This is a genomic window from Metabacillus sp. cB07 (assembly GCF_016839225.1).
GTDB lineage: Bacteria > Bacillota > Bacilli > Bacillales > Bacillaceae > Bacillus_P > Bacillus_P indicus.
In genome coordinates this window covers 2,682,822-2,705,239 of sequence record NZ_CP069296.1, presented here as the reverse complement: position 1 = coordinate 2,705,239, position 22,418 = coordinate 2,682,822, and the positions used below count along the sequence as shown (strand labels likewise).

At 39.5% G+C, this 22,418-nt stretch carries 29 protein-coding genes; 26 read left to right on the top strand and 3 right to left on the bottom strand.

Annotation, left to right across the window (positions count from 1 at the left end; all coding sequences use genetic code 11):
- Positions 1-141 precede the first annotated feature (141 nt).
- Positions 142-1,512: an MFS transporter gene (locus JOJ89_RS13885; protein ID WP_203287952.1), complete on the top strand. Its 1,371-nt coding sequence runs from the start codon at positions 142-144 to the stop codon at positions 1,510-1,512.
- A 309-nt stretch (positions 1,513-1,821) separates the two neighbouring features.
- Positions 1,822-2,217: a VOC family protein gene (locus tag JOJ89_RS13880; protein ID WP_203287950.1), complete on the top strand. Its 396-nt coding sequence runs from the start codon at positions 1,822-1,824 to the stop codon at positions 2,215-2,217.
- 50 nt (positions 2,218-2,267) lie between these two features.
- Here the strand turns inward: JOJ89_RS13880 and JOJ89_RS13875 are convergent, their stop codons facing one another.
- On the bottom strand, positions 2,268-3,299 hold the full coding sequence (locus tag JOJ89_RS13875) for an SDR family oxidoreductase (RefSeq protein ID WP_242524617.1): 1,032 nt from the start codon (positions 3,297-3,299) through the stop codon (positions 2,268-2,270).
- A 258-nt stretch (positions 3,300-3,557) separates the two neighbouring features.
- On the opposite strand from JOJ89_RS13875, the gene JOJ89_RS13870 reads away from it, so the two are divergent.
- The 4 genes from JOJ89_RS13870 (at position 3,558) to JOJ89_RS13855 (ending at position 5,507) form a co-directional block, all read left to right on the top strand.
- Complete coding sequence (locus tag JOJ89_RS13870) at positions 3,558-3,983, top strand: hypothetical protein (protein ID WP_203287947.1); 426 nt, start codon at positions 3,558-3,560, stop codon at positions 3,981-3,983.
- Between the two features lie 48 nt (positions 3,984-4,031).
- Entirely contained in the window at positions 4,032-4,571 is a 540-nt protein-coding gene (locus tag JOJ89_RS13865) for a DJ-1/PfpI family protein (RefSeq protein WP_203287945.1), read from the top strand.
- Between the two features lie 172 nt (positions 4,572-4,743).
- Positions 4,744-4,956 (top strand): hypothetical protein, encoded by a 213-nt coding sequence (locus JOJ89_RS13860; protein ID WP_203287943.1) that lies wholly within the window; start codon positions 4,744-4,746, stop codon positions 4,954-4,956.
- Entirely contained in the window at positions 4,953-5,507 is a 555-nt protein-coding gene (locus tag JOJ89_RS13855; protein WP_203287941.1) for a hypothetical protein, read from the top strand. Before JOJ89_RS13860 ends, JOJ89_RS13855 begins: the two co-directional genes overlap by 4 nt.
- Before the next feature lie 60 nt (positions 5,508-5,567).
- Here the strand turns inward: JOJ89_RS13855 and zwf are convergent, their stop codons facing one another.
- Positions 5,568-7,058, bottom strand: a complete 1,491-nt coding sequence (zwf, locus tag JOJ89_RS13850; RefSeq protein WP_203287939.1) for a glucose-6-phosphate dehydrogenase — start codon at positions 7,056-7,058, stop codon at positions 5,568-5,570.
- A 253-nt stretch (positions 7,059-7,311) separates the two neighbouring features.
- On the opposite strand from zwf, the gene JOJ89_RS13845 reads away from it, so the two are divergent.
- The 8 genes from JOJ89_RS13845 to JOJ89_RS13810 all read left to right on the top strand — a co-directional run bounded on the left by JOJ89_RS13845 (position 7,312) and on the right by JOJ89_RS13810 (position 13,234).
- On the top strand, positions 7,312-8,013 hold the full coding sequence (locus tag JOJ89_RS13845; RefSeq protein ID WP_035207007.1) for an ABC transporter ATP-binding protein: 702 nt from the start codon (positions 7,312-7,314) through the stop codon (positions 8,011-8,013).
- On the top strand, positions 8,010-10,262 hold the full coding sequence (locus tag JOJ89_RS13840) for an ABC transporter permease (RefSeq protein WP_203287937.1): 2,253 nt from the start codon (positions 8,010-8,012) through the stop codon (positions 10,260-10,262). Before JOJ89_RS13845 ends, JOJ89_RS13840 begins: the two co-directional genes overlap by 4 nt.
- Positions 10,263-10,484: 222 nt before the next feature.
- Positions 10,485-10,904 (top strand): SRPBCC family protein, encoded by a 420-nt coding sequence (locus JOJ89_RS13835; RefSeq protein WP_203287935.1) that lies wholly within the window; start codon positions 10,485-10,487, stop codon positions 10,902-10,904.
- A complete protein-coding gene (locus JOJ89_RS13830) occupies positions 10,905-11,231 on the top strand; it encodes an ArsR/SmtB family transcription factor (RefSeq protein WP_029279892.1) in 327 nt (108 codons plus the stop codon).
- Positions 11,232-11,400: 169 nt separating this feature from the next.
- Positions 11,401-12,006, top strand: coding sequence for a hypothetical protein (locus JOJ89_RS13825; RefSeq protein WP_029279894.1), 606 nt, complete (start codon positions 11,401-11,403; stop codon positions 12,004-12,006).
- A 51-nt stretch (positions 12,007-12,057) separates the two neighbouring features.
- Positions 12,058-12,426: a hypothetical protein gene (locus JOJ89_RS13820; RefSeq protein ID WP_203287933.1), complete on the top strand. Its 369-nt coding sequence runs from the start codon at positions 12,058-12,060 to the stop codon at positions 12,424-12,426.
- A 47-nt stretch (positions 12,427-12,473) separates the two neighbouring features.
- On the top strand, positions 12,474-12,629 hold the full coding sequence (locus JOJ89_RS13815) for a hypothetical protein (protein ID WP_203287931.1): 156 nt from the start codon (positions 12,474-12,476) through the stop codon (positions 12,627-12,629).
- Between the two features lie 53 nt (positions 12,630-12,682).
- A complete protein-coding gene (locus JOJ89_RS13810; RefSeq protein WP_203287929.1) occupies positions 12,683-13,234 on the top strand; it encodes a GNAT family N-acetyltransferase in 552 nt (183 codons plus the stop codon).
- Between the two features lie 117 nt (positions 13,235-13,351).
- Here JOJ89_RS13810 and JOJ89_RS13805 read toward each other — a convergent pair whose 3' ends face one another.
- Positions 13,352-14,320 carry a GNAT family N-acetyltransferase gene (locus JOJ89_RS13805; RefSeq protein ID WP_203287927.1) on the bottom strand — a complete coding sequence of 323 codons (969 nt, stop codon included), beginning with the start codon at positions 14,318-14,320 and terminating at the stop codon, positions 13,352-13,354.
- A gap of 130 nt (positions 14,321-14,450) precedes the next feature.
- Between JOJ89_RS13805 and JOJ89_RS13800 the strand changes: the two genes are divergently transcribed.
- The 12 genes from JOJ89_RS13800 to JOJ89_RS13745 all read left to right on the top strand — a co-directional run bounded on the left by JOJ89_RS13800 (position 14,451) and on the right by JOJ89_RS13745 (position 22,406).
- Positions 14,451-15,482, top strand: a complete 1,032-nt coding sequence (locus tag JOJ89_RS13800) for a serine hydrolase domain-containing protein (protein ID WP_203287923.1) — start codon at positions 14,451-14,453, stop codon at positions 15,480-15,482.
- Between the two features lie 27 nt (positions 15,483-15,509).
- Positions 15,510-15,971: a GNAT family N-acetyltransferase gene (locus tag JOJ89_RS13795; RefSeq protein ID WP_203287921.1), complete on the top strand. Its 462-nt coding sequence runs from the start codon at positions 15,510-15,512 to the stop codon at positions 15,969-15,971.
- 66 nt (positions 15,972-16,037) lie between these two features.
- The gene (locus tag JOJ89_RS13790; protein ID WP_242524615.1) at positions 16,038-16,538 is read left to right on the top strand and encodes a DUF6584 family protein; all 501 of its coding nucleotides are present in this window, start codon (positions 16,038-16,040) and stop codon (positions 16,536-16,538) included.
- 149 nt (positions 16,539-16,687) lie between these two features.
- On the top strand, positions 16,688-16,981 hold the full coding sequence (locus JOJ89_RS13785; protein WP_203287919.1) for a hypothetical protein: 294 nt from the start codon (positions 16,688-16,690) through the stop codon (positions 16,979-16,981).
- 126 nt (positions 16,982-17,107) lie between these two features.
- Entirely contained in the window at positions 17,108-17,293 is a 186-nt protein-coding gene (locus tag JOJ89_RS21395; RefSeq protein WP_481825260.1) for a hypothetical protein, read from the top strand.
- Between the two features lie 155 nt (positions 17,294-17,448).
- Positions 17,449-18,000, top strand: coding sequence for a TetR/AcrR family transcriptional regulator (locus JOJ89_RS13775; protein WP_203287917.1), 552 nt, complete (start codon positions 17,449-17,451; stop codon positions 17,998-18,000).
- Positions 18,001-18,012: 12 nt separating this feature from the next.
- Positions 18,013-19,455: a serine hydrolase domain-containing protein gene (locus JOJ89_RS13770; protein ID WP_203287915.1), complete on the top strand. Its 1,443-nt coding sequence runs from the start codon at positions 18,013-18,015 to the stop codon at positions 19,453-19,455.
- A gap of 294 nt (positions 19,456-19,749) precedes the next feature.
- Entirely contained in the window at positions 19,750-20,145 is a 396-nt protein-coding gene (locus JOJ89_RS13765) for a VOC family protein (RefSeq protein WP_203287913.1), read from the top strand.
- Between the two features lie 49 nt (positions 20,146-20,194).
- Positions 20,195-20,749, top strand: a complete 555-nt coding sequence (locus JOJ89_RS13760; RefSeq protein ID WP_481825277.1) for an AAA family ATPase — start codon at positions 20,195-20,197, stop codon at positions 20,747-20,749.
- 123 nt (positions 20,750-20,872) lie between these two features.
- Positions 20,873-21,346, top strand: a complete 474-nt coding sequence (locus JOJ89_RS13755; RefSeq protein WP_203287909.1) for a GNAT family N-acetyltransferase — start codon at positions 20,873-20,875, stop codon at positions 21,344-21,346.
- Positions 21,347-21,378: 32 nt separating this feature from the next.
- Positions 21,379-21,786, top strand: coding sequence for an NUDIX hydrolase (locus JOJ89_RS13750; RefSeq protein ID WP_203287907.1), 408 nt, complete (start codon positions 21,379-21,381; stop codon positions 21,784-21,786).
- A 188-nt stretch (positions 21,787-21,974) separates the two neighbouring features.
- A complete protein-coding gene (locus JOJ89_RS13745) occupies positions 21,975-22,406 on the top strand; it encodes a cytidine deaminase (protein WP_203287905.1) in 432 nt (143 codons plus the stop codon).
- Positions 22,407-22,418: the final 12 nt, after the last annotated feature.

Below are 22,418 nucleotides of genomic sequence, written 5' to 3'. Positions count from 1 at the left end.
AAGCTTAAAAGAGACCTCTTCTTGTTAAGAAGGGGTTTTCGTCTTTTTAAAGGGCAGGTCGAAGCAAATCGGTTGACTATACAGGCTGTAAGAGTATATATTTCTTTAGGTATACGAAATAAAAGCTGAGGGCGGGATAGAATGTCAACGATAATAGAAGAAAGACCGCCAGCAGTTCCTGGCTTAAAATACGAAAACAGAATTGTATGGCTGTGGAGTTTAACCGTATGGCTCGTTGTGATGAACACGACGATGTTTAATGTCGCTTTGCCGAGCGTGCTTCGCGATTTGAGCCTTTCATCCGGCACTGCATCCTGGATTGTGTCAGGATACTCAATCGCTTTTGCCATCTCTACTCTCACGTACAGCCGTTTATCAGATTTCATTCCGATCTCAAGGCTGCTTGCAGTCGGGCTTGCCATGCTTGGTGCAGCATCCATTATCGGTTTTATTTCTCATAACTTTTATCTGCTTTTATTCGCGAGAGTTCTTCAGGCAGCGGGAGCAGGGGCTGTGCCTGGTCTTGCCATGGTTTTGGCGGGTAAATATATTCCCATTTCCAGAAGAGGAAAGGCGATGTCGCTGATTTCGTCTGCCGCATCGCTTGGGTTTGGACTTGGACCCGTTATTGGAGGAGCCATTACAACCTATCTTGGATGGAATTATTTATTTGTCATCACCGCATTTGTTGTCCTGCTTCTTCCCCTGTTTAAAAAGCTGCTTCCTAAAGAGGAAGTCCATAAGGTACACTTCGATTCTGCCGGAGGATTGCTGACAGGACTCGGAGTTACGGGGCTGCTGCTCTTTTTATCCACCATGTCAGTGCCTCTTCTCATTGGCTCGCTGGCCATCCTGTATTTCTTATGGAGGCATATACACAAAGTCAGCCTGCCGTTTGTGCAGCCTTCACTGTTTAAAAACAGACAGTATGTGAAGCTTGCTTTATCAGCGTTTTCAGGATTTATTCTTCATTTTTCAGCGCTCTTTATGATGCCGATCATCCTGACAGAGCTGTTTGAAAAAGATCCGGCTGCCATCGGCCTGATTATTTTTCCGGGTGCCATCCTTTCAGCGGTTGCCGCACAGTTCATTGGGCGGCTTATCGACAAATTCGGAAATATACCGTTAATTTCCTTTGGCCATGTGATGCTCATGATTTCACTGCTGATTCTGGCTTTGTTTTCAGGAGAAAATCCATATGCGATTTTGGTTGCCTACATGTTTATGAGCACAGGTTTTTCAAGCCTGACCTCAAGCATTGCAAACGAAGCATCCCGCATCCTGCCGGAGGATGAAATTGGTTCGGGCATGGGCCTGATGCAGCTGATTCAATTTTTCGGCGGAGCATTTGGTGTCGCACTGTCAGGTCTCTTGATTGAATGGCAGCATGGTGTTTCTGGCGCAGCTGTTTATACAAACATTTTCTGGGGAATGACGCTGCTGATTGGAGCTTCAGGCATGATTTTCTTTTCGTATGTTCAAAGAAATGCAAAGCTGCTTCAAGCCAAATAGCATAGAAATTAGCATGAAAAACCGCAACTCAATTAGTTGCGGTTTTTTCTTTGGTATACATGAATTCTGGTGAATATTCGCCATTTTATTACCTCAATTTTCACCCCAATTCGCATACGTTTTTGTTATATGACAATGCCTATTGTCACGCTGGAATATGGTATGCTAATTCACTTATTAAAAGACTTACCCATTTTAGAGAAAAAGGATTAAAAGAGAGTTAAATCGAATATATAAAAGGATTAAAAATATGCCCAACTTATTCAACAAACGTGCAGTATTGCTGAGTAAGAAATGGAGGTGCCAGTTATGAATGGAATAACTTTTGCAATCTCGCAAATCACAATTGCCTATAATCAAGAGAATGAGATGGTTGATTTTTATAATCAACTTTTAAACGCTGACTTGAGTCCTTTCAAGGTGGGGAAGTTCAGATTTTATAAAGGGAAGATTGGGGGAATTGGTATATTATTTTGCCCCAATGAAATGCTGGGTATAAAATCCGAAAAAAATAATATCCAATTTACTGTACAAGTATCAAACTTGGAAGAAGTACTTTCTAAAGTTTCTCAGTGTGGTGGTAAACAAATTCAGAGAATTAATAGACAGGAAAGTCAATCCTCAGTAGGAATTTCAGACCCAGATGGTAATTCAATCGAATTGTTGGAGATTAAGACTATTTCCTCTTCCGTCCTTAAAGGGTAACAATGATTAAAAAAGATGATTTCATCATGAAATCATCTTTTTTGGTCTTTTTATGCAAGCAATCCGTCAGCCTCAAGCTGCTCGTTCTGATCAATCAGTGTCGTCTTTAGACTTCTGTATGTCATGCCAAGTTCATCTATGCTTTTTCTATTATCAAAGTGGGCATTAACTCCAACGTTTTTGCTGACATACTTCCGTGTCAGGCCGACTTTCGGTGCAATCAGCCAGATGAGCGGCTTCGGCACTTCGCGTTTTGGAAGAGGATAGTGATTTGGGCGGTTCTCTTCAAATATTCGGGCCATATCAAGCAGGGAAGCTTCCTCATTTGAAATCAAGTATCTGCCCTGTGCAGATTCTGTGAAGGCTGCAAGCACATGGGCTTTTGCAACATCGCGCACATCAACGGTTCCGTTGATTAAGTTTGGCACACCGCTTTTAAATCCGCCCTTCAGAAGATCGAGAATCGTGCTGATGCTCGTTGAATCTGAGCGTTTTGAAAGAGACGGACCAAGAACAAAGGTTGGGTTAATGGTGACTAAATCAAAGTGCTCCTTGTCCGCCATTTCCCAGGCAGCCTTTTCAGCAAGTGTTTTTGAGTAGCTGTATGGCTGATGTGAAACACTGCTTGTTGTGTTCCAGTCCTGTTCATTAAAAGAGGACTTGCCCTCCATATCCGCATTATCTCCAAAAATGGCCACTGCACTGCTCGTAAGGACAACACGTTTCACTTCAGGTGAGCGTCTGACAGACTCCAGAACGTTTTTCGTGCCTTCCAAAGCCGGTTCAATCAATTCCTTTTGAGCATCTTTAAATCCGCTGATGAAAAAAGGAGAAGCAGTATGAAAAACATACTCAGAGCCTTTTACAGCTTCATCAAAGCTCCCTTTTTTCAGTAAATCCGCTTCATAGACTGTCAGATTTCCTGGAGATTGTTTCTCCACATCCAGGAGATGCTGGTATTTTACTGTCTTCGATGCATCGCGGACAGTCATTCTTACATCATGGCCGCCATCAAGAAGTTCCTTAACGACCCAGGCTGCAACATAGCCGGTTCCGCCTGTGACAAGTACGGTTTTCTTCATTACAAAAATCATCCTTCCAACAACTATATGTTTAAGTGTTTAAACATATAGTAATATTAGTTGGTGGTTCTGTCAATGAATATGATGTGGTATCAAGCATTCTTTGTAGGATTGATTGAAGCTTCACGAGTATTTCTGTGTCTGAAAGAGGATAAAAAGCTCAGTTGTTGAAGTAAGTGATAGTAGAAACTAAAGCAGCTATATCGATCTTGGTAACAATTTGGAAAAAGAGTCTATTTACGTGAGGTGAATCCATTTGTGAAGAAAACAGAGGTTATGCTTGATGAGGAAATAGATGAACAGGATTTTATTAGTCAAGTAGCTTCTTTTTATAAGAACGGATGGTACATCTATGCCATTATTCCAGACTATGAAAAAGAACTGTTCAAAACACTCTCTGCAAATTTCAAATCCATTAAGACCATTTCATTGTCTCGTTTTTTCAGTTGGGATACAGGTGAGGTTGGGTACGTTAAGGATGTTAACAAACAATTTATCTATGAATTTTATTTGCGGTCAACAACAATGGATTACATTGTTTTTTCCGAAAAAGATGTAACTGAGCACTTACATAAGATTAACAGAAAAAACATGGATCTTTATTATCTATTTGAATACAATCAGATTCCTCATATCACAATAGGTCCCGATGGCCAGTGGTTAATCGTTATGGAGTATGAATAGGGTCTGCAAGGAAGAAACTTCAAATCAATTAATGGAGGACTAACAAGTATGAATAAGACAGCCGTTTTGCTGTACCCTCAGTTCAGTGAATATGAACTCAGTGTAGCATTATCTATTTTGATGCAAGGGAATAAACCAATTGTTACAGTTGGTGAAAGCAAGCATCCGATACGGGGCGAGTCTGGTTTATCAGTAATAGCAGATACTACCTTTGATCACGTAAATGTGAATGAGATTGACAGTTTGCTGTTAACAGGATGTATGAATATTTTTTCATTGAAAAATGAGGATGAAATCATTCACTTTATCAATGAAACCGCTAAAGAGGAAATAATGATTGCAAGTATTTCAAGTTCTCCATATTTATTAGCAAAGGCAGGGGTTTTAAAAGGGAAGAAATATACAGTTGGTTTGACACTTGAAGCTAGAAAGGGTTCAGGCGTATTCGAAGCAGAAAATTATTCGGAGGAATTGATTGTTCAAGACGGAAACATTATTACAGCCAGAGGAAGAGGATTTATTGATTTTGGTACTTCTTTTGGCAGGGCTTTAAATCTCGAGTTTGATGAAAAGTGGTATCAGGGGTAGCAATCAACAAATCCTGTGAAACTTCAACTCGTACAGGTCTTTTAACGATCTTTTATGATGGAGTTATATAGATAAAGAGGTGATTGGGAATTGATTTTATATCACCTTTCCTCAGTATTCCAACTTTTTTCAGATTGTTTATTATTCTTACCCTTTGTCCGGAGCTGATAAATTGAAAAGAGTGCTCATTTATTTCCTTGTTCTTGTTCTGTTAATTGGTACAACAAAAGTATTTTTTGATTACCAGGAAACAAGAGTTTTGATTTGGAAAGAAAACTTGATTGAAGCTTTTGCTTTAGCGATAATCATTTCTTTTATAAATTGGTTAATCTCTCCAAGAAGCAAACAAAGAGAGAAGCCTATGAAACAGGAGAATGAACAATGAAACTGCCAAATCCCTTTACAATAAAGATTGAGAACCAAGGTTGGCTTTGCAATGATGACCAAGACTTATGTTCTCATGGTGAAATTTTCTTGAGTGTTCATGATACGATTATTACACAGTCGTCCGTTAACGAAGAATGGGGAATCAGTGAGTCCGCTCTGTCAATGCTGAGAACCCTTGAAAATGATTATTGCTGCGACCCTGAACATGAGGAAGGCCTGATCCTCCACGGATGCGGGGCCATCCTGATGATGGGCTGCCCCATTTCTATCCATTGGAGCGTCAAACACCTGGACGATCACGTGATCCTATCGGATTTTGTGAAGATTACTACAACCAATCCAGATACGGGGAGTATCTTTTATCCAGGGTTAAAAGTGAAAATAAGCAACATCGAGTATAAAAACCAGATTGGCTCTTTTGCCCTTCAGGCGAAAGAATTGTTTGATCATTCAAAAGAAAAAAGGATTACTGATGACTACGATAAAGAATTGTACGAAGAATTCTGGACTGAATACAACCTGCTTTTAAACCGGAATATGAATTTGTGACGTTTTTAAGCTTTTATGCAATAAAAAAACACCGCTAAAAGCGGTGCTTAAAACACAGAATTAATCAACCATATCCGTAATCGGCCACCAGTGGAAGCCGTCTTTTTCAAGCAGTTCGTCAGCGGCTTTTGGACCCATTGTGCCGGCTGCGTAGTTAGGGAATTCTGCTTTGTGCGTTTCCCATGCTTTTGAGATGGTGTCCACATAGCTCCATGAGAGGGATACTTCATCCCAGTGAGTGAAGTTGGTGGCATCTCCGCGCAAGCCGTCGTAGATGAGCTTTTCATAGGCTTCAGGCGTGTTGAACTGATCAACACAGTTGCTGCAGTAGTCAAGCTTGATTGGCTTGACGTAAGAGCCGCCGCCTGCTTCTTTGGCATTCAGGTGAAGCGTGATGCCTTCATCCGGCTGAATGTGAATAACAAGCAGGTTCGGATGCTTGCTGTCAACGTCGTTTGAGTAAAGGTTCATAGGCAGGTCTTTGAACTGCACAACAATCTTCGTTGATTTTGCTGTCATGCGCTTTCCTGTGCGGATATAGAAAGGCACGCCAGCCCATCTGAAGTTGTCGATCATCAGCTTGCCGGCCACATATGTTTCTGTGTTGGACTCCGGATCTACATTGCTTTCTTCGCGGTATCCGGGAACAGATACGTCTTCTGATTCGCCTTTGCCGTACTGTCCGCGGACGAAGTAATCAGGCACGTCCTTCTCTGTAAGAGGGCGGAGTGCACGCATTACTTTTACTTTTTCAGAACGGATCTCGTCTGTTTCTAGCTTGATCGGCGGCTCCATCGCAAGCAGGGCGACCATTTGCATTAAGTGATTTTGAACCATATCACGAAGCGCACCTGAATTTTCGTAGTAGCGTCCGCGGTCTTCAACCCCAAGAACTTCACTTGAAGTAACTTGAATGTTGGAGATATAGCGGTTGTTCCATACCGACTCAAACAATGCGTTTGAGAAGCGGATCACTTCGATATTCTGCACCATCTGTTTTCCTAGATAGTGGTCAATGCGGTAAATTTGATCTTCCGAGAAAGCTTCGCGGATTTCATCATTCAGCTCCTGTGCTGAAGGCAGATCATGTCCGAACGGCTTTTCAATGACAAGACGGCTCCAGCCTTCTGTCGCTGTTAGCCCCTCGCTTTTTAAATTCCGGGCAATCGTTCCGAAAAATTCCGGCGCCATCGCCATGTAGAACATTCTGTTTCCAGGTATGCCATATTTGCCGTCAAGGTCTGAAAGCATTCCTTTCAGCTCAAGGTAGGAAGATGGATTTGTCACATCAAATGGATGATAGTAAAAATGCGATGCAAATTCATCGAGTTCAGATGACTGCTTGATCGATGACTGAATCGAGTCGCTGACATTTGAGCGGAATTCTTCATTCGTCCACGGTCTTCTGCCCACACCTACAACAGCGAAGTCACTGTCGATTTTTTTGCTGCGGTGCAGACGGTAGATGGAGGGGAAAAGCTTGCGCTTGGCAAGATCTCCTGTTGCTCCGAAAATTACAATTACTGCTTTTGGTTTATGTTCCGTATTCATGTATTGAACCTCACTTTGTATCAGCGGATTTATTAATAATGATATGTAACCTGTTCAAGTACTTAATTTTAATGCTAACCATGAAGTAAATCAAACATTTAAGATCAATTTCCTACATAAGTAGTATGAACCATTTCTATTGTATCCATAAAACGGAAATGAAAATGATTACAAGAAAAAGAAGAGATCGTCAAGAAGGAAGATTTTTAGTACGATACAGAGGAATATACTAGAAATAACCGGGGGTGTCTGTATGAGTTTCAGTTTTGAGAATGTCAGAAAAATATACCGTACAGGTGAAGTAGAGGTGCCTGCATTAAATGACGTCAGCATTGCCTGCGGAAAAGGTGAAATCATTGTCATTCTAGGACCATCCGGCTCCGGGAAATCCACCTTTCTTAACGTGGCCGGCGGAATTGACAGAGCAGACGGGGGACAGGTCACCGTCCAGGGAGAAAATCTTCATGAAATGAACGACAGGCAGCTCACGCTTTTCAGAAGAAAGCATGCAGGCTTTATCTTTCAGTCCTATAACCTTATTTCTGCGCTGACTGTCAGGGAAAACGTTGAAACCGGCGCCGACATCAGCGACCATCCTCTTTCTCCTGATGAGATCCTGGATAAAGTCGGAATGAGTGAACACCAGCACAAATTTCCCCATCAATTAAGCGGAGGGGAGCAGCAAAGAACAGCCATTGCACGGGCAATCGCAAAAAACCCAAGTATCCTGTTCTGTGATGAACCGACAGGAGCTCTTGATGAAGAGACAGGGAAGAAAATCCTCTCGCTTATTCAGGAAATTAACCGCATGTACGGTACAACGATTCTAATGATCACCCATAATCCAGGCATTGCCGATATGGCCCATACCGTTATGAAAATGAAAAGCGGTAAAATCATTGAAACCGTTAAAAATGAGGCTCCAATACCTGCAGAGCAGGTGAAATGGGTATGAAAATCAAGGCCATGGCTCTGCGCACCATCAGGCAAAAGCCGCTGCAGTTTGGAGGCTCTGCTCTCCTTCTTGCGGTTGCCGTCATGCTTTTTGTCACGCTCTCAAGCACAATGGCACTGATGGATTCGAGCAATCAGCTGTTTAGAGAAGAGTATAAGCAGGAGGATTTTCAATTTACTGCGGGAGAGCGGCTGTCTGAGGATCAGCTTGCATCATTTAAAAAGGAATTTGGCGTGAATCTGCAGGCCCGCCAATGGCTGGATATCGAATGGAAGGAGGGAGTCATTGCCCGGATTCTTTCTATTCAGCAAGGAATCAACGAACCGTATGTGGTAAAAGGCAGTTTGCCTGATGAAAAGAATGAAGCAGCCATAACCGCTTCTTTTGCAGATGCACACGGCCTGAAAGTGGGAGACAGCTGGGACGCCGGAGGGGAAACATATAAAATCACAGCCCATGTGTATCTTCCGGACTATATTTACGGCGTACAAAACGAGAATGACCTGATGGCTGATCCGAAGACCTTTGGTGTCGTGCTGATGGACAAAGAGGATTTTCCTGGGGGAAATCAGCCGCCTGTTTATTACTCCGGGCGATTTTCTGAAAACAGCGGTTCCTTAAGCAGTCTGAAAAAGGCTGTTTCAGAAACGGTTCCTGTCCTGAAATGGACCGATGCAAAAGACAATGTCAGGATTTCGTACATTGACGCAGAAATTGAGTCCAATCAGTCATTCGGAAGTGTTCTTCCCGTCTTTATCGGACTGCTTGCCCTGTTTATAGTCGTTTTAATGCTGAAAAGACAAATAGACGTGCAGTCCAATCAAATTGGAACCCTTCTTGCGCTTGGGTACACCAGAAAAGAAGTCACGCTCTCCTTTATGATGTATCCATTGATCATTTCCATAGCAGGCACGTTACTCGGGATAGCGGCGGGATTGCTTGCAGCGGGGCCGCTGACAGAGCTCTACACCGCTTTTTACAATCTGCCCATTTTAAACCGGCTTGCCTTTGATCCGGTCACTCTTATCGCTGGATTTGCCGTGCCGATTTCCGTTCTCTGTCTGGCCGGTTTCCTGACAATAAGTAAAAAAGTCAGCAAACCGCCGCTCCAGCTGCTGCACTCAAGACCGTCTTTTTCGAAAAAAGGAGCAATAAAGCTCCCATCGAAATGGAGCTTTAAGAGAAGGTTCCGTCTGAAGATGCTGCTCAGCAGTCCATCCAAGAGCCTTGTGCTGTTTACAGGAATTCTCTTTTCTTCCTTATTAGTCACCTTTGGGTTCATTTCCATGAATTCAATGAACGTGCTCATGAAAAAAACGTATGAAGATGCTTATCGCTATAACTATGCGGTCTACTATCAGGATGTAAAAACAGAGCCTGCTTCGGCAGAGGAAAGTCCGTTTTCTGCAGCAGAAGCTATTATAAAAGGGAAAAACGGCAGAAAAGACGTTAAAACGCAGCTTATTGGCATGGATCCCTCAACGTCAATGCTTAAACTGATTGACAGCAGCGGGACAGAACTGAACGGCACTCTAAAGGATGGGGCAGTCGTAACGCAGGCTTTGGCTGCTGCCGAAGGTCTTAAAACCGGAGATTCCATCACGATTCAAAATCCCTGGACCGACCAGGAGCAATCCGTCACCGTCACTGGAGTGGCAGATATTTTCATAGGGCATGCCATCTATATGGAGCGCGGGGACGTGAACCGCTTTCTGAGCCTTGAAGAGGATGCATACATCGGAAAATGGACGCTTGAAAAGCCAGAAAAGGAATCTGGTGAAGCAATCGCTGCGATTGAAGACAAAAATGCCATGAAAAAAGGCATGGAACAGCTCCTTGAGCCGACCAACTATTCGGCGGCGGTCATCGGGGTTTTCGCATTCTTGATCGGCCTCCTCATCATTTACCTGATCACCAGCATGATGATGGATGAGCACACCGTGAACATTTCCCTGCTGAAAGTCATGGGCTATGACCGGAAAGAAATTTCATCTCTGCTTCTGAATGTCTATACTCCAGTTGTCATAGCAGGATACGTACTCGGCGTTCCCCTCGCATTTATCAGCTATAAAGGACTGATGGCATCTGTTTCAGAATCAACCGGATTTTCACTGCCGATCGAACCTGACTATCTGATGATCGCTGCTGGTTTTATCATCATCTACGCATCATATATAACCTCCCTGCAGCTTTCAAAACGAAAAATCAGCCGCATCCCGCTGCAGGAAGTGCTGAAGCGCCAGGAGTAGATAGAATTGATATTGCCCTGGAAATTTAAGAGAGACAATTGCATTCCATGTGATTGTCTTTTTTTTATAAAAATCATGCAGGTAAAAAAATACAGCTATAAATTCCGTCAAAAGGAAAAAATAAACTAGAATTTTCATGTGGACATGAAACCAAAAGGTGTTATATACTTAAAAACGAAACCAAATGGTTCTGTATTTTTCAAGTAACAAGGAGTGTTCTTATTGGAGACATTACAAGATATTAAACAAACAATTATATTTGAAGCTTCTATTCAAAAGGTATGGGCTAAAGTAAGCAATTCGGAAGGTATTGCAGCATGGTTTATGCCCAATGACTTCGAAGCCAGGGTCGGTCATGAGTTCCACATTCAATCCCCTTTTGGTCCATCTCCCTGTAAAGTATTAGAAGTGGATGAACCAACTAAAATTTCTTTTTCCTGGGATACAGATGGATGGGTCGTTACTTTTCTCCTGAAAGACTTGGGCGGAAAGACAGAATTCACTCTGATTCATGGCGGCTGGAAATCTGCAGATGAAGTTCTTCCAAAAGCAAACGAAAAAAGTTCTGTTGTTCGCGAGAGAATGGAGTATGGCTGGATTAATATTGTTAATGAACGACTCCTGAAGGTTGTTGAAGGATAAATGTCAGCATTAAAGCATGATGTATTTCAAGCTATAGCTGATCCAACAAGAAGAGAAGTCCTTCGATTACTTGCGGGCAAAGAATTGGCCATTACGGAAATTACCTCTCATTTTCCTATTAGCCGGACGGCCATAGCTAAACATCTTCATATTCTTTCGGAAGCTAATTTAGTCAGCGGTAAAAAGGTAGGCAGAGAAAAAATCTATCAGCTGCATCCAGAGCCGCTGACAGAAGTTAAACAATGGCTGTCCTATTATGAACAGTTTTGGAATAACAAATTGTCGATCCTTAAACATATTGTTGAGAATGATGATGAATCACTCTAGTGTTTCATACAAATGATTACTCAGTTCATTCATGAACTGAGTTTTTTCTTGCTGACTTGCGACCTTGTGACATTTAGCAAACGTGAGTTATTAGAAAAATGAAACTTTTTCAGCCTGTTAACGTAATTTAACTATTCAACTTTTTATCGTTTAATGAGGGGGTCCTGGCTTGAAAAAAAGTGCTTATGCAATTATCGCTTTGGTCATATTTTTAGCAATGATGATTATCAATAATCTAAACATGGGAAATGAGGCAGAGAAATTAAAGCAGGAAAGAGAAGATCTGACTGAGCAGGTTGCCGCTTTAAAAGAAGACAGTGCAAAAAAATCTTCAGTATTAGAAGATACATTGAAAGAAAATGAACGATTGATTAATGATTTTACCAGCCTTAAAAATGAAATTGATGAATTAAGAACACCAGTTGAGTATCAAGATTTCCTGGATGCGGTTCAGACAGTCGAATCTTATAAAGTGAAAGGATCATTCAGTGAGGCGAAAGAGTTGGTTGCAGCTACCACAGGCTTCTCCTCTTTAGACAGAGCGGGAACTTGTCCTTGCGGTTTTTCATATGAAAACGGAAGAGGCATTGATTGGAAGCCAAATTCTGTGCAGGATCTTAAGAAGTTGGGGATAGAAGGAGAAAGAATTATTCTTACCTATCAAACAGGAGAAATGATAAAGGACGATTATCAATTTGTCTTGAAGAACACTGAAGGAGTTAATGACAAGACTCTTAAGTGGAGGATTGAAGAAATTATACCAACCAAGAGGTAGCGTGTTTGTATCCATTTACAGCAGGCTGAACCGCTGATAAGGGAGAATTAGATGAGGAACCTATTTATTGCAGTCCTATTTTTAGGAGTATTATCAGGATGCACGAATCAATTCATAACTTTTTCAGGAGAAAGCAAAAGCTGGACCGGAAAATACACAGCAACGATTGATGGAAATGAAGAGCATGGCAGCTACGAATTTCATTTTAAAGACGGAAATGAGAGCACTCAATTTAAGTTACTTGAAATCAATGTAAATAATGGAAGAACAACAAAATCAGAAGAAAACCTTAAAGGCGCTACAATTACTCTCTCTTCCAACTGCAGAGGATGTTCTGTAACTGGAAAAGGGGAAAAGCAGAAGGTGACCATTAAATGGGACGATAAGAAGGAGGAAACCTTCTATTTGCAGGAGAAGTGAGTTTGACGAGCGAATTGATAGGAAAGTTTACTTTGGAGGACCGGATATTGAATAGAATTAGAAGAGGTATAAGAAAAGACTCGTTTAGAGATCAATGCAGGGAATTTGGATTTGAAATTCTGTTTGAAGTGGTTTGGAAGATCATCACGTTTATCCCAAGGCTGCTGTTTCGTCTTGTGAAAAGCATTTTTGATCATACTTAACATTTATCGTACGGCGGCGATTGGATCTATATATATAAGATGAGGAGGCCTGTATGAAGATAAGAAATTCAACTATTAACGGTGAACAAATATTCTTGCGGGAAATGAGACAAGAAGATTGGTCAGGTGTTCACCAATACGCTTCTCAAGAAAGGGCCTGCACTTTTCAGCCATGGGGACCCAATTCAGAAGAAGAGACGAAGGCATTTGTGCGACAGGTCATTGAGGACTCCGTGAAGGATAAAAGAACAAGGTACGTTTTTGCAATCGTAAGCATAGATGACAAAAAAATGATTGGCGCAGCTGAACTAAACATAAGTGACTGGGAAAATAGGGCGGGTGAAATTTCATACATAGTGAATCCGGATTACTGGGGCAGGGGAGTTGCAACCGAAGCGGCCAATTTACTAATCAAACTAGGTTTTAAAGAGTTCATCCTCCATCGGATATATGCTACCTGTGATCCTGCAAATACAGGGTCGTTTTGTGTTTTGGAGAAGGCTGGAATGAAAAAAGAAGGCAAAATCCGTGATCATCTTAAGTTAAAAGATGGATGGAGAGATTCATTGCTTTACAGTGTTTTAGAGCATGAATGGGCAGAATGAGGATTGCCTTTATTGGGTGCAATAAGATGTTTCATTATGACGAACTAATTGATTTTACTAGAATTAAGAAATAAACAGCCCTTTATTCTCTAAAAGGCTGTTTTTGTCATGCGTTAGTTATTTTTTTATCTCCTGGTAATATACCTCAAGCAGCTTTTCGACTGGAATGTCGTCAATTGTCATACCTGTGATGTCACTGTCTACGATTTGCAGGTTTCTCAGGCTGCTGTTCTTAATGGTCGTTCCTTGTAAATCACATCTTTCAAAAGAGATTGGTTCTTTATCATCTCCGAGGTTTGTATCCATAAAGCGGACCCCTGCAAGAGTTACTAATCTCATTTTGCTGTAAGAAAGGTTTAAATCCGCAAAAAATGAATGTCTGAAATTAATATTCTGAAACTTTGAGTGACTAAGGTTGCAGTTACTGATGTGAGTGTTCATTAAATTGCTGTTGCTAAAGGAACTGTCTTCTGCGTTTACTTGATAGAACTCTGTGTGACTCATATTGCAGTTTTCATATTGAGCATTCCCAAGATCTTGGTTCTTTGTAAGACCTCCTATAGCTGTTGAACTTTCTTTTCTCTTTATATAACAATATTCATCTGTTGTTTTGAAAGTGGTTCGGTACCCCATCTTCTCGTAAAAATGGTGGTTATTTACTTGTCTGCTGGAAGTCTCAAGGTCCCATGTTCTTACTGCAGGAAATTCCTCTTCTATTAACTCAATGACCCTTGAACCGATTTTTTTCCCCTGAAAATCGGGGGCCAGAAAAATCCGGTCTATTCTGCCGAAAGACTTACCCGTTATACTCACGATGATTGCGCCAACAATATCACTGTCATAGATGATTTTAAAGTAAATCAATTCTTCAATCATATATTTTGTCATTTCAACTGAAGAATATCCAGGAGGCTGGATATTGTAATCCGGAATTTCCTGATTCGGAAGCCATCTTCTTGCTTCTTCATCAAATGCAGCTTTCATTATTTCTGTTAGTTTTTCGGCATCCGAGATGACTGCTTTTTCGATTTTTATCACTGTTTTATTCTCCCTTGTAACCAAATAGAAATAAATTCTGTTCAACATTCAACCTTTAAGTTTCAAGACTGATAGTAATAGAATACCATTAATAGTAAGATATACCATATGCTTAAAGTTAAGCGGAATTTTTGAAATTAGACGATGCAAATAAGTCAGTACACCGGAGGAATGAACGTTGCTTCTTAATACCAAGCCAAATTCGAATTTTGACCCATTATTAAAACACGTTACTCATACATTTAACCAAGTAATCTGTTCAGGAGCTGCAGTTTTTGTTATTCAGAACGATTCTGTTGTTTTAGAAGAATATATTGGAGAACAATCAAACAAGCCTGATGCGAGAGATATGCAGCCGGATACTCAATTTCATGTAGCCTCCGTGAGAAAAAGCTATATCGGTTTTGCTGTGGCATATGCTGTACATATCGGCTGCATTAACAGCATAGATGACTTGGCAATAAGCTATCTGCCCGAGCTTAATGAAAATGTTTGGAAAGACACAACCATCAAGCATTTATTGACACATACCCACGGCTTATCGGAAAAAGAGGGCGCAGTCTACCGGGAGTATGAGGCTGGTGAGAAATGGACCTACAGGCAGGTCGGCGTAAGCGCCCTGACACAAATTGTCAAGCGGACAACTGGACAAACCATTTCCAAAATTGTTCATGGACAAGTGTTCACGCCGCTGGGTTTTTCAGAATCGGATTGGTATGCCGAAAAAAATGAAAAACTTGTTGATGTCATTCTGAGATCTGAACACGATAGCAGTTGGAGAACGAGCAAAAGTACAGAAGGCGACAAGATGAATATGTATGTTTCTGCTCGAGAACTGGCTTTATGGGAATATCTGCATCTTAAAGAAGGAAGAGTAAACGGGGAACAAATCATTCCAAAAGAAGTCATCCAACTGGCTACATCCCTGCAGAGCCCGGCAGCTTTAGATCTTGACTCTCCTCAGAATGGTTTCCTGTGGTTTGTGAAAGATTTGCCGGCCAAGGAAACAGAAATCGGAGAAAGAGTTCCCAGAGGTTCCTATCAGATATTGGGCTATACAGGCGTTACATTATTGGTCATCCCAGAAGAAAACATCGTTGCTGTCCGCATGTTTAATAGCTTTGGGTCACCTGAGGGATATGATTACTTACAGGACATCAGGTCATTCGGCGATACGGTGATGAGGTGTTTGGGAAAAGTGAGAAACTAAGTTTAGAAGACAGGAGAGGAACTTCATTTGAAACTAAGGTTTGCTGAAGAAAAGGATATTGACCAATTAATAAAAATGAGATGGGATGTCACGATTGAACATGATGAGAGCAAGGCAAACTCATCTTTTCCAGACTTCGAAAAAGAATGCCGAATCTTTTTGGAGTACGCTATTAAGGGTGACCGGTGGATGATCTGGGTTGCTGAAGAAAATGAAAAACTAGTATCACACATATACATAGAACTAATTGAAAAAGTACCCCGGCCTGGAAGAATAACCTATCCCTTTGCGTTCATGACAAACGTGTACACCATTCCGGAATATAGAAACAAAGGGATTGGAAGCAGGATGCTAAGCTCGATTAATCAGTGGATTAAAGAAAACAAGTGTGAATTTGTCATTGTTTGGCCAAGTGATGATTCGATTGGGTATTATAAGAAAAATGGGTATGCACATTGCGTGGAGGCGATGGAATATTTTCCTTCCTAGTTTAAAAGATTCGGTGTTTAAAGTCTGTTTTAGTTCCAACGGCAGCTACATTTAGAAGCAATAGAGGTGTTTCCAATAGAAAAAGTGCCAAATAAAACGCTATTAAAAATCGAAGAGGATATTAAGAAAAACGATTTAGGGAAAGCCAGGGACAGACTGCATGGATTGATTGCAACGTATCCTGATGAAATAGAGCTCCGCAGAAAATTAGGGGATATTTACTATGCATTAAAGTACCCGTCGATGGCGGGCAGATACTGGTATTTGGAACAGAATAAGACACCTGAGATGGAGCATGCCTGTATCGAATTCGAAAAATCGATGGGGAATAATCCTTTTCAGATTGTAAGAGCTTTAAAGTTTAAAGGCGATAAAGAAATATTAAATGATCTGAAATTCAGTGAAAATTTCTCACCTGTACAAAGAAAAGTAACTGAAAAGCTGCTCGAGGATCCTGAGGATTCAGTGTTTGATAAACTGCTTGTTGTCGGCTGTCTTACAGTCTTAGTAGGGACTATTCTCTTTGCTGTTTTAGGAATGTATTCTTTTGTGGAATGGCTAATGTAGCTGTGTAATGGGTTTAGTATTATAAGATCAATTAGATATTTAATTAGAGTATTATATTTTCACAAAGGAGTAGATAAAACTTGACAAAAGATGTTCAACTGATGGAAATATAGGCAAATGTATTATTTAAGTACGACAGTTCAGGGAGAATGACAGAACTAAATGAACCGCTTAATATTGATGCACCACTATTTTTCCTTGGTCACACTAGTGAAGGAAATGTCGTAAGATTTCATAAAAATTTCCCGAATTTAAAAATGAATAAAGTGATAGAAGTAATTAATAGCGGAGATAATGTTGACCTTAGAAAATTAATTGAAATTATGAATGAAATAAAATTAATAAGTAGTATTTGGATGGGTCCTGCATATGTCTTTCCAGAAAATTTTAATAAGAAGTCAAACGCTGTAAAAATAACGATAAAAAACAAGGACTTACTTTAAAAAAAGTTCCCAAATATATTTGAGGAATTAGAATGGAGACAACCCTGCTTTGCTATTATAGAAGACGGCAATGCTGTTTCAATATGCTGTTGTGCAAGAAAAAGTACAATAGCAGCAGAGGCAAGTGTGGAAACTTTATATGGCTATAAAGGGAAAGGCTATGGAACAGAAAATGTTATAGCTTGGGCGATTGAAGTTAAGAAAGAAAAGTTAAAACCACTTTATAGTACAGCGTGGGATATTTTCTCATCACAATCAATAGCCGAGAAATTAGGGCTTCAAAAGTATGGTGTGGATCTCCATTTGAGTTAAGCTAATTTGTATTGTTGTCCAAGAATTGGGTGCATTTCTCCAAAAGAAGAAATGCTTTTTTTATATTGAAGAAAGTGAGCATGAAGAAAAAAGTTGACCTAAAATAGGTAACATATTACAATTTGGTTGGTTGACCAAAAAAATTGGAGGATTATATGGTAAAGCAGGATAAACGAAAACTAATAATAAATGCAGCTTATCGAGTATTTGCTCAGAAAGGATATGAAAACGCTTCAATAAAAGACATTGCATCTGAAGCAAGCATCACGCCAGGGTTAATCCACTATTATTTTAAAAATAAAGAGGAACTTCTCCTGTCCGTACAACACAACTTACAAGAAGAGTACCATAGACAGTATGCTGAAAAAACAAAACAAGACATCCACTTTCATGATGTATTACAAGAAATAAAATGCAGAGCTGAGAAAGACCCGGATTGGTATCGCTTTCGATATGAGATTTACTCCATTGGACTTCAGAATAAAGAGATTCAAATAGAAGCAGCCCAGCTATTGAAAAATGGAAGACAGAGTTTATCAGAACCTTTAAATATGATGTTTGGAGAAGAAGCAGAGGAAATGGCCAGTCTGCTTCTAGCTTGTTTCGACGGATTAGCCCTTCAAAAAATTATGGACAGAGAATTTGATATAGACCGATCGTATGAGTTGTTGGAGACAATTATTGTTAAGTATCTCAAGAATAATTAGGGAAGTGAAACGATGAAAAGGTTGAGGATATTCCTAGTGCTCACTATGATGTTCATATTATTTCCATCTGAAATAATAGCTCAAGAAAACGACCAAAGAAAACAAATCCAGCAATTTATGGATGAGTCATTAAAAGAGTATCAAATTCCAGGTGCTTCGTTAGCAATCATTCAGGAAGGTAATGTTATCTTTCATGAGAATTGGGGAGTACAGAGTGATGGAAAGAGTATTAAGAATGACACGCTCTTTACGATTGGCTCAATAAGCAAACCCCTGACTAGTTTAGCAATTATGAAGCTTGTTCAAGAAAGGAAGATAAATTTAGATGCTTCCATTTATACATATCTATCTTCATTTAAATACGATAAGGAGAACTTTAAGAATGAGATAACTGTAAGACAATTATTGTCACATACAAGCGGCATTTCCTCTTATGATGGATTGAAAGTTGCTGACCTAAAGTTAAGAGGAAAAGATTCAATAACAAAAGCAACAGAGATGCTGAGTGGAGTAAAACTTAATAGTGAACCGGGGAAGATTCATCAGTATAGTGCAGCAAACTACATCTTATTAGGCAGGATAATTGAAGAAGTAAGTGAAATTTCTTTTGCGCAGTATATGGAAAATGAGATTTTTACTGAGATAGGGATGGATAATACAGTGTCTGATTATAAAAGGGCACACAAATTAGGATACAAACCAGGATACCAAGCATGGTTCGGAACACCTGTAAAAAGTGATAACAACTTCGATGATAGTGGTGCACCATATGGCTATATAGCCTCAACTTCTTCTGACATGATTAAATTCATAGAGTTCATTCTTGGTAAACAGAAAGTCATAGATCAGGAGTATTTTATGGAATACACCTCCCCTCAAGTCCATAGAAAAGCAGATTTATATTATGGGTTAGGCTGGAGAATCTCTACAGAAGAAAATGATTCGTATCTTTTTCATGGCGGGGAAACACCGGACTCACGAGCAGAACTGTTTATTCATCCAAGTAAACAGTATGGTTTCATCTTATTAACCAATAAGAATAATGTTTCAGAAGTGATGCACACGACTTATATAAAAGAAGGGATTAGAAACATCATTGAAGAAAATATAGCTCCTGAGACCATCTCAGTAGATTATAAATTGCAATGGTTAACATTAATATCCATTTTTGTTGTTCTATTTCTCTCATTATTGTTTGTGTTCCACTTGAAAAAACAAAAGATAATTTCCTTAAGAAACAAAATAATAGGTACCTTATACTTTGTAGTTGGTATATCTATTATACCTACACTTGTATTTGTTTTTGATTCTCCGTGGAGAACAATTTACTTATATGGATCTGACATAGCCATGTTGACTTATTGTTTGATTGCTATATGCATTGTGGTTTCTTTCATTCCTTTTATTCAAAACTATAAAGTTAGGATTATAAACAAAAAACGGAAAACTGCATAATTTTGAATTTAGTTGTATCTTTTTATTCAACGGGTGCATTTCAGCAAGAAGGAGATTTGCTCTTTTTATTAGATAGAATGCAGGTTTTTATGAAAAATAGATTGTTAAGTTTAACGTCATTTGAAATAATTGGTACTGGATATTTCGTCTTAATAGTTGCATCAAGCCTTGTACCAAGGAGGTATATATAACAATTGCTCATTCACGAACATCATTATTGGGCAGTAAATAAGGAATTAATTAATTGCATCTAATAGGTGTTCAAGTAACATTAGATGATTGGAGCGGGGTATTTTGTCAAAAGGATTCATTCACCACATTGAGATATATGTATCTGATCTAAAAAGATCCATTGAATTCTGGGGGTGGTTTCTTGAAGAGCTGGGTTACAGCAAGTATCAAGAATGGGATCAGGGACAGAGCTGGAAGATTGAAGATACATATCTTGTCTTCGTTCAAACACAGGAACGATATATGGATGTCTCTTATAATCGATGTCGAGTTGGCCTGAACCATCTGGCCTTTCATTCGAATTCACGAGAGCACGTAGATGAAATGACAAATAAATTAAAGTCCAGAGGCATTCATATCCTTTATCCGGATAAACATCCATTTGCAGGTGGAAATGAACATTATGCCGTGTATTTTGAGGATCCGGATCGAATAAAAGTGGAGCTTGTAGCGCCTTAACCAGAGAAGGGTGAAAAAGTTGAAAAAGGTTTTATCAATACAGGGTGGCATGGCTGGAGGAAAAACAACTCTAGCGAAAAAACTAGAGACAATCATGAGTGATGTATTTTTCTCATATGAAAATCCATACCCAAACCTTGTAAAAAGAAAGAATATGAATCTCGACATTAGTGCGAGAGAAGGCTTCGTTGAAAACCAGCGGATATTTATCGCTTCAGAAATTGAGCGTTTTCATCATTTGCCTGATGGAAAGGTGATATTTGATAGGGGTCCAGAAGATATCGAATTTTATACATTACATTTCCCTCTGGCAAATGGATATGACTGGGATGTAGAAAACGACCTTCAACATGAACTTCATGAACTACGCAGATGCCGATCTGACTATATTTTATATTTAGATGCAAATGAAGAAACGCTGCGCAGACGAAAACAGAGCGACAAAACAAGAGGAAGAAGCTCGTTTGAGCAGAACATGAAAATAATTAGCTTTGAAAAAGAGTGGTTTAAGCAATTTAATACCAAAGTGGTAGATGTAAACAATTTAACTCCGCATCAGATAGAAAAAATCACGATAAAATTCTTAGAGGAAGTTGATTTTTAAATTCCTTAATCTTTATCAATTGGAGGCGTCCGGCAACAAAGGGTTTCCCCTTCTTATTTATAGATCAAGAGGAGCACCTATGAGAATTAATAATATATCGTAAAATAAAAAGGGGTAATAACGATGAAAATACGTCAAGTGGAAGGCAGAGACTACTATGCAATTTCTCCGCTTATTGATGAATGGTGGGGCGGCAGGCATATGTCTGATATGCTGCCAAAACTATTCTTTGACCATTTCACAAGGACAAGTTTCGTTGCTGAAAGAGAAGGGGAGATTATAGGATTCCTAATAGGTTTTCTTTCTCAAACTCATTCTAATGAGGCATATATTCACTTTGCAGGAGTTCATCCTGATTATAGAAAGGATAGCATCGGAAAAAAATTATACAATGAATTTTTTATTGAAGCCAGAAAGAATGGCCGCACAATTGTCCGTTGTGTAACTTCCCCTGTCAACAAGGTTTCTGTTGCCTATCATACCAAGATGGGTTTTCAAATTGAAAAGGGAGATAAAACACTTAATGGCCTTTCCATTAATACTAACTATGATGGACAAAATCAAGATAGAGTGCTATTTGTGAAAGAGTTAATTTAATTGTAGAATTTTTTGTCTCGGAGGAATGGATTTTGGAACCAGCTTTTTCTCGTGTAATTATTAAAGATACAAGAAATGATATATTAGTTGTTCAGGACAGAGCGGATGACTGGAACTTCCCAGGGGGAAAACAAGAAGCAGGTGAAACGCCTTTGGAATGTGCGAGGCGAGAAGTAAAAGAAGAGATTGGAATAGATGTTGGTGATCTCATTGAGATTTATAATGGATCCTTTTATTTTGGAGATATCAAATGGCAGGGCTACTTTTATTTCGCAAATGCCGCTAGTGGAATTCCCATTATTAATGAAGTAGATAAGATTAAAGGGATTCAATTTATTAGTGATTTAAAATCAGTAAAATTCCATTCAGAATTATCACGGATAATTGAACAACTGTCTGGAAGTAAGCAGCTTCAAACAAGTACAACCACTTGGAAGTAGAATATTCATCAATAGAGGGCGTCAATTCAGGAAAGGATTGACGTTTCTTTTATTGAAAATAATTGTTGAAGGAAGCAGGTACGGGTACTGGACAATTTTGTTGAAATGAAAATATAAGTTATTCCGTTACGTAAGATAAAACTTTAAATAAAAAGATAAAAGCGGATTAACCAAAGGGGAGAATCATTATGTTAAAAGTAAGACCTTTAGACGATAAAGACTATGAACTGATTAAACAAGCAGAAGAAGTAATAGAAAAGAATTATAGATATGGACGACATCATATTGGTGCAGCAGTCAGAACAATAAAAGGCAATGTTTTTTCTGCGGTTCACGTAGAAGCGAATGTGGGGAGAATAACAGTATGCGGAGAAGCGATGGCCATTGGTAAGTCTATCTCTGAAGGAGACCACGAATTTGAAACAATTGTAGCAGTAGCTCACCCTCATCCACATGAAGATATAGAAAAATGTTGGGTAGTTGCTCCCTGTGGTATGTGCCGGGAATTAATAAGCGATTATGGAAAAAACACAGATGTCATTATTTCTTATAATGATAAATTAGTGAAGTGCAATGTAATGGAATTACTCCCAGAAAAATATACAAGTGAAATGGAATAGGAACTTCAACGT

Excerpts from the sequence above, each read along its gene's own strand:
- JOJ89_RS13885 (WP_203287952.1), top strand. The coding sequence starts at position 142 with ATGTCAACGATAATAGAAGAAAGACCGCCAGCAGTTCCTGGCTTAAAA.
- JOJ89_RS13755 (WP_203287909.1), top strand. The coding sequence starts at position 20,873 with ATGAAAATACGTCAAGTGGAAGGCAGAGACTACTATGCAATTTCTCCG.
- zwf (WP_203287939.1), bottom strand. The coding sequence starts at position 7,058 with ATGAATACGGAACATAAACCAAAAGCAGTAATTGTAATTTTCGGAGCA.
- JOJ89_RS13770 (WP_203287915.1), top strand. The coding sequence starts at position 18,013 with ATGAAAAGGTTGAGGATATTCCTAGTGCTCACTATGATGTTCATATTA.
- JOJ89_RS13875 (WP_242524617.1), bottom strand. The coding sequence starts at position 3,299 with ATGAAGAAAACCGTACTTGTCACAGGCGGAACCGGCTATGTTGCAGCC.
- JOJ89_RS13810 (WP_203287929.1), top strand. The coding sequence starts at position 12,683 with ATGAAGATAAGAAATTCAACTATTAACGGTGAACAAATATTCTTGCGG.
- JOJ89_RS13820 (WP_203287933.1), top strand. The coding sequence starts at position 12,058 with ATGAGGAACCTATTTATTGCAGTCCTATTTTTAGGAGTATTATCAGGA.
- JOJ89_RS13775 (WP_203287917.1), top strand. The coding sequence starts at position 17,449 with ATGGTAAAGCAGGATAAACGAAAACTAATAATAAATGCAGCTTATCGA.
- JOJ89_RS13760 (WP_481825277.1), top strand. The coding sequence starts at position 20,195 with ATGGCTGGAGGAAAAACAACTCTAGCGAAAAAACTAGAGACAATCATG.
- JOJ89_RS13805 (WP_203287927.1), bottom strand. The coding sequence starts at position 14,320 with ATGTTGAACAGAATTTATTTCTATTTGGTTACAAGGGAGAATAAAACA.
- JOJ89_RS13785 (WP_203287919.1), top strand. The coding sequence starts at position 16,688 with ATGACAGAACTAAATGAACCGCTTAATATTGATGCACCACTATTTTTC.
- JOJ89_RS13855 (WP_203287941.1), top strand. The coding sequence starts at position 4,953 with ATGAAACTGCCAAATCCCTTTACAATAAAGATTGAGAACCAAGGTTGG.
- JOJ89_RS13845 (WP_035207007.1), top strand. The coding sequence starts at position 7,312 with ATGAGTTTCAGTTTTGAGAATGTCAGAAAAATATACCGTACAGGTGAA.
- JOJ89_RS13830 (WP_029279892.1), top strand. The coding sequence starts at position 10,905 with ATGTCAGCATTAAAGCATGATGTATTTCAAGCTATAGCTGATCCAACA.
- JOJ89_RS13840 (WP_203287937.1), top strand. The coding sequence starts at position 8,010 with ATGAAAATCAAGGCCATGGCTCTGCGCACCATCAGGCAAAAGCCGCTG.
- JOJ89_RS13865 (WP_203287945.1), top strand. The coding sequence starts at position 4,032 with ATGAATAAGACAGCCGTTTTGCTGTACCCTCAGTTCAGTGAATATGAA.
- JOJ89_RS13880 (WP_203287950.1), top strand. The coding sequence starts at position 1,822 with ATGAATGGAATAACTTTTGCAATCTCGCAAATCACAATTGCCTATAAT.
- JOJ89_RS13745 (WP_203287905.1), top strand. The coding sequence starts at position 21,975 with ATGTTAAAAGTAAGACCTTTAGACGATAAAGACTATGAACTGATTAAA.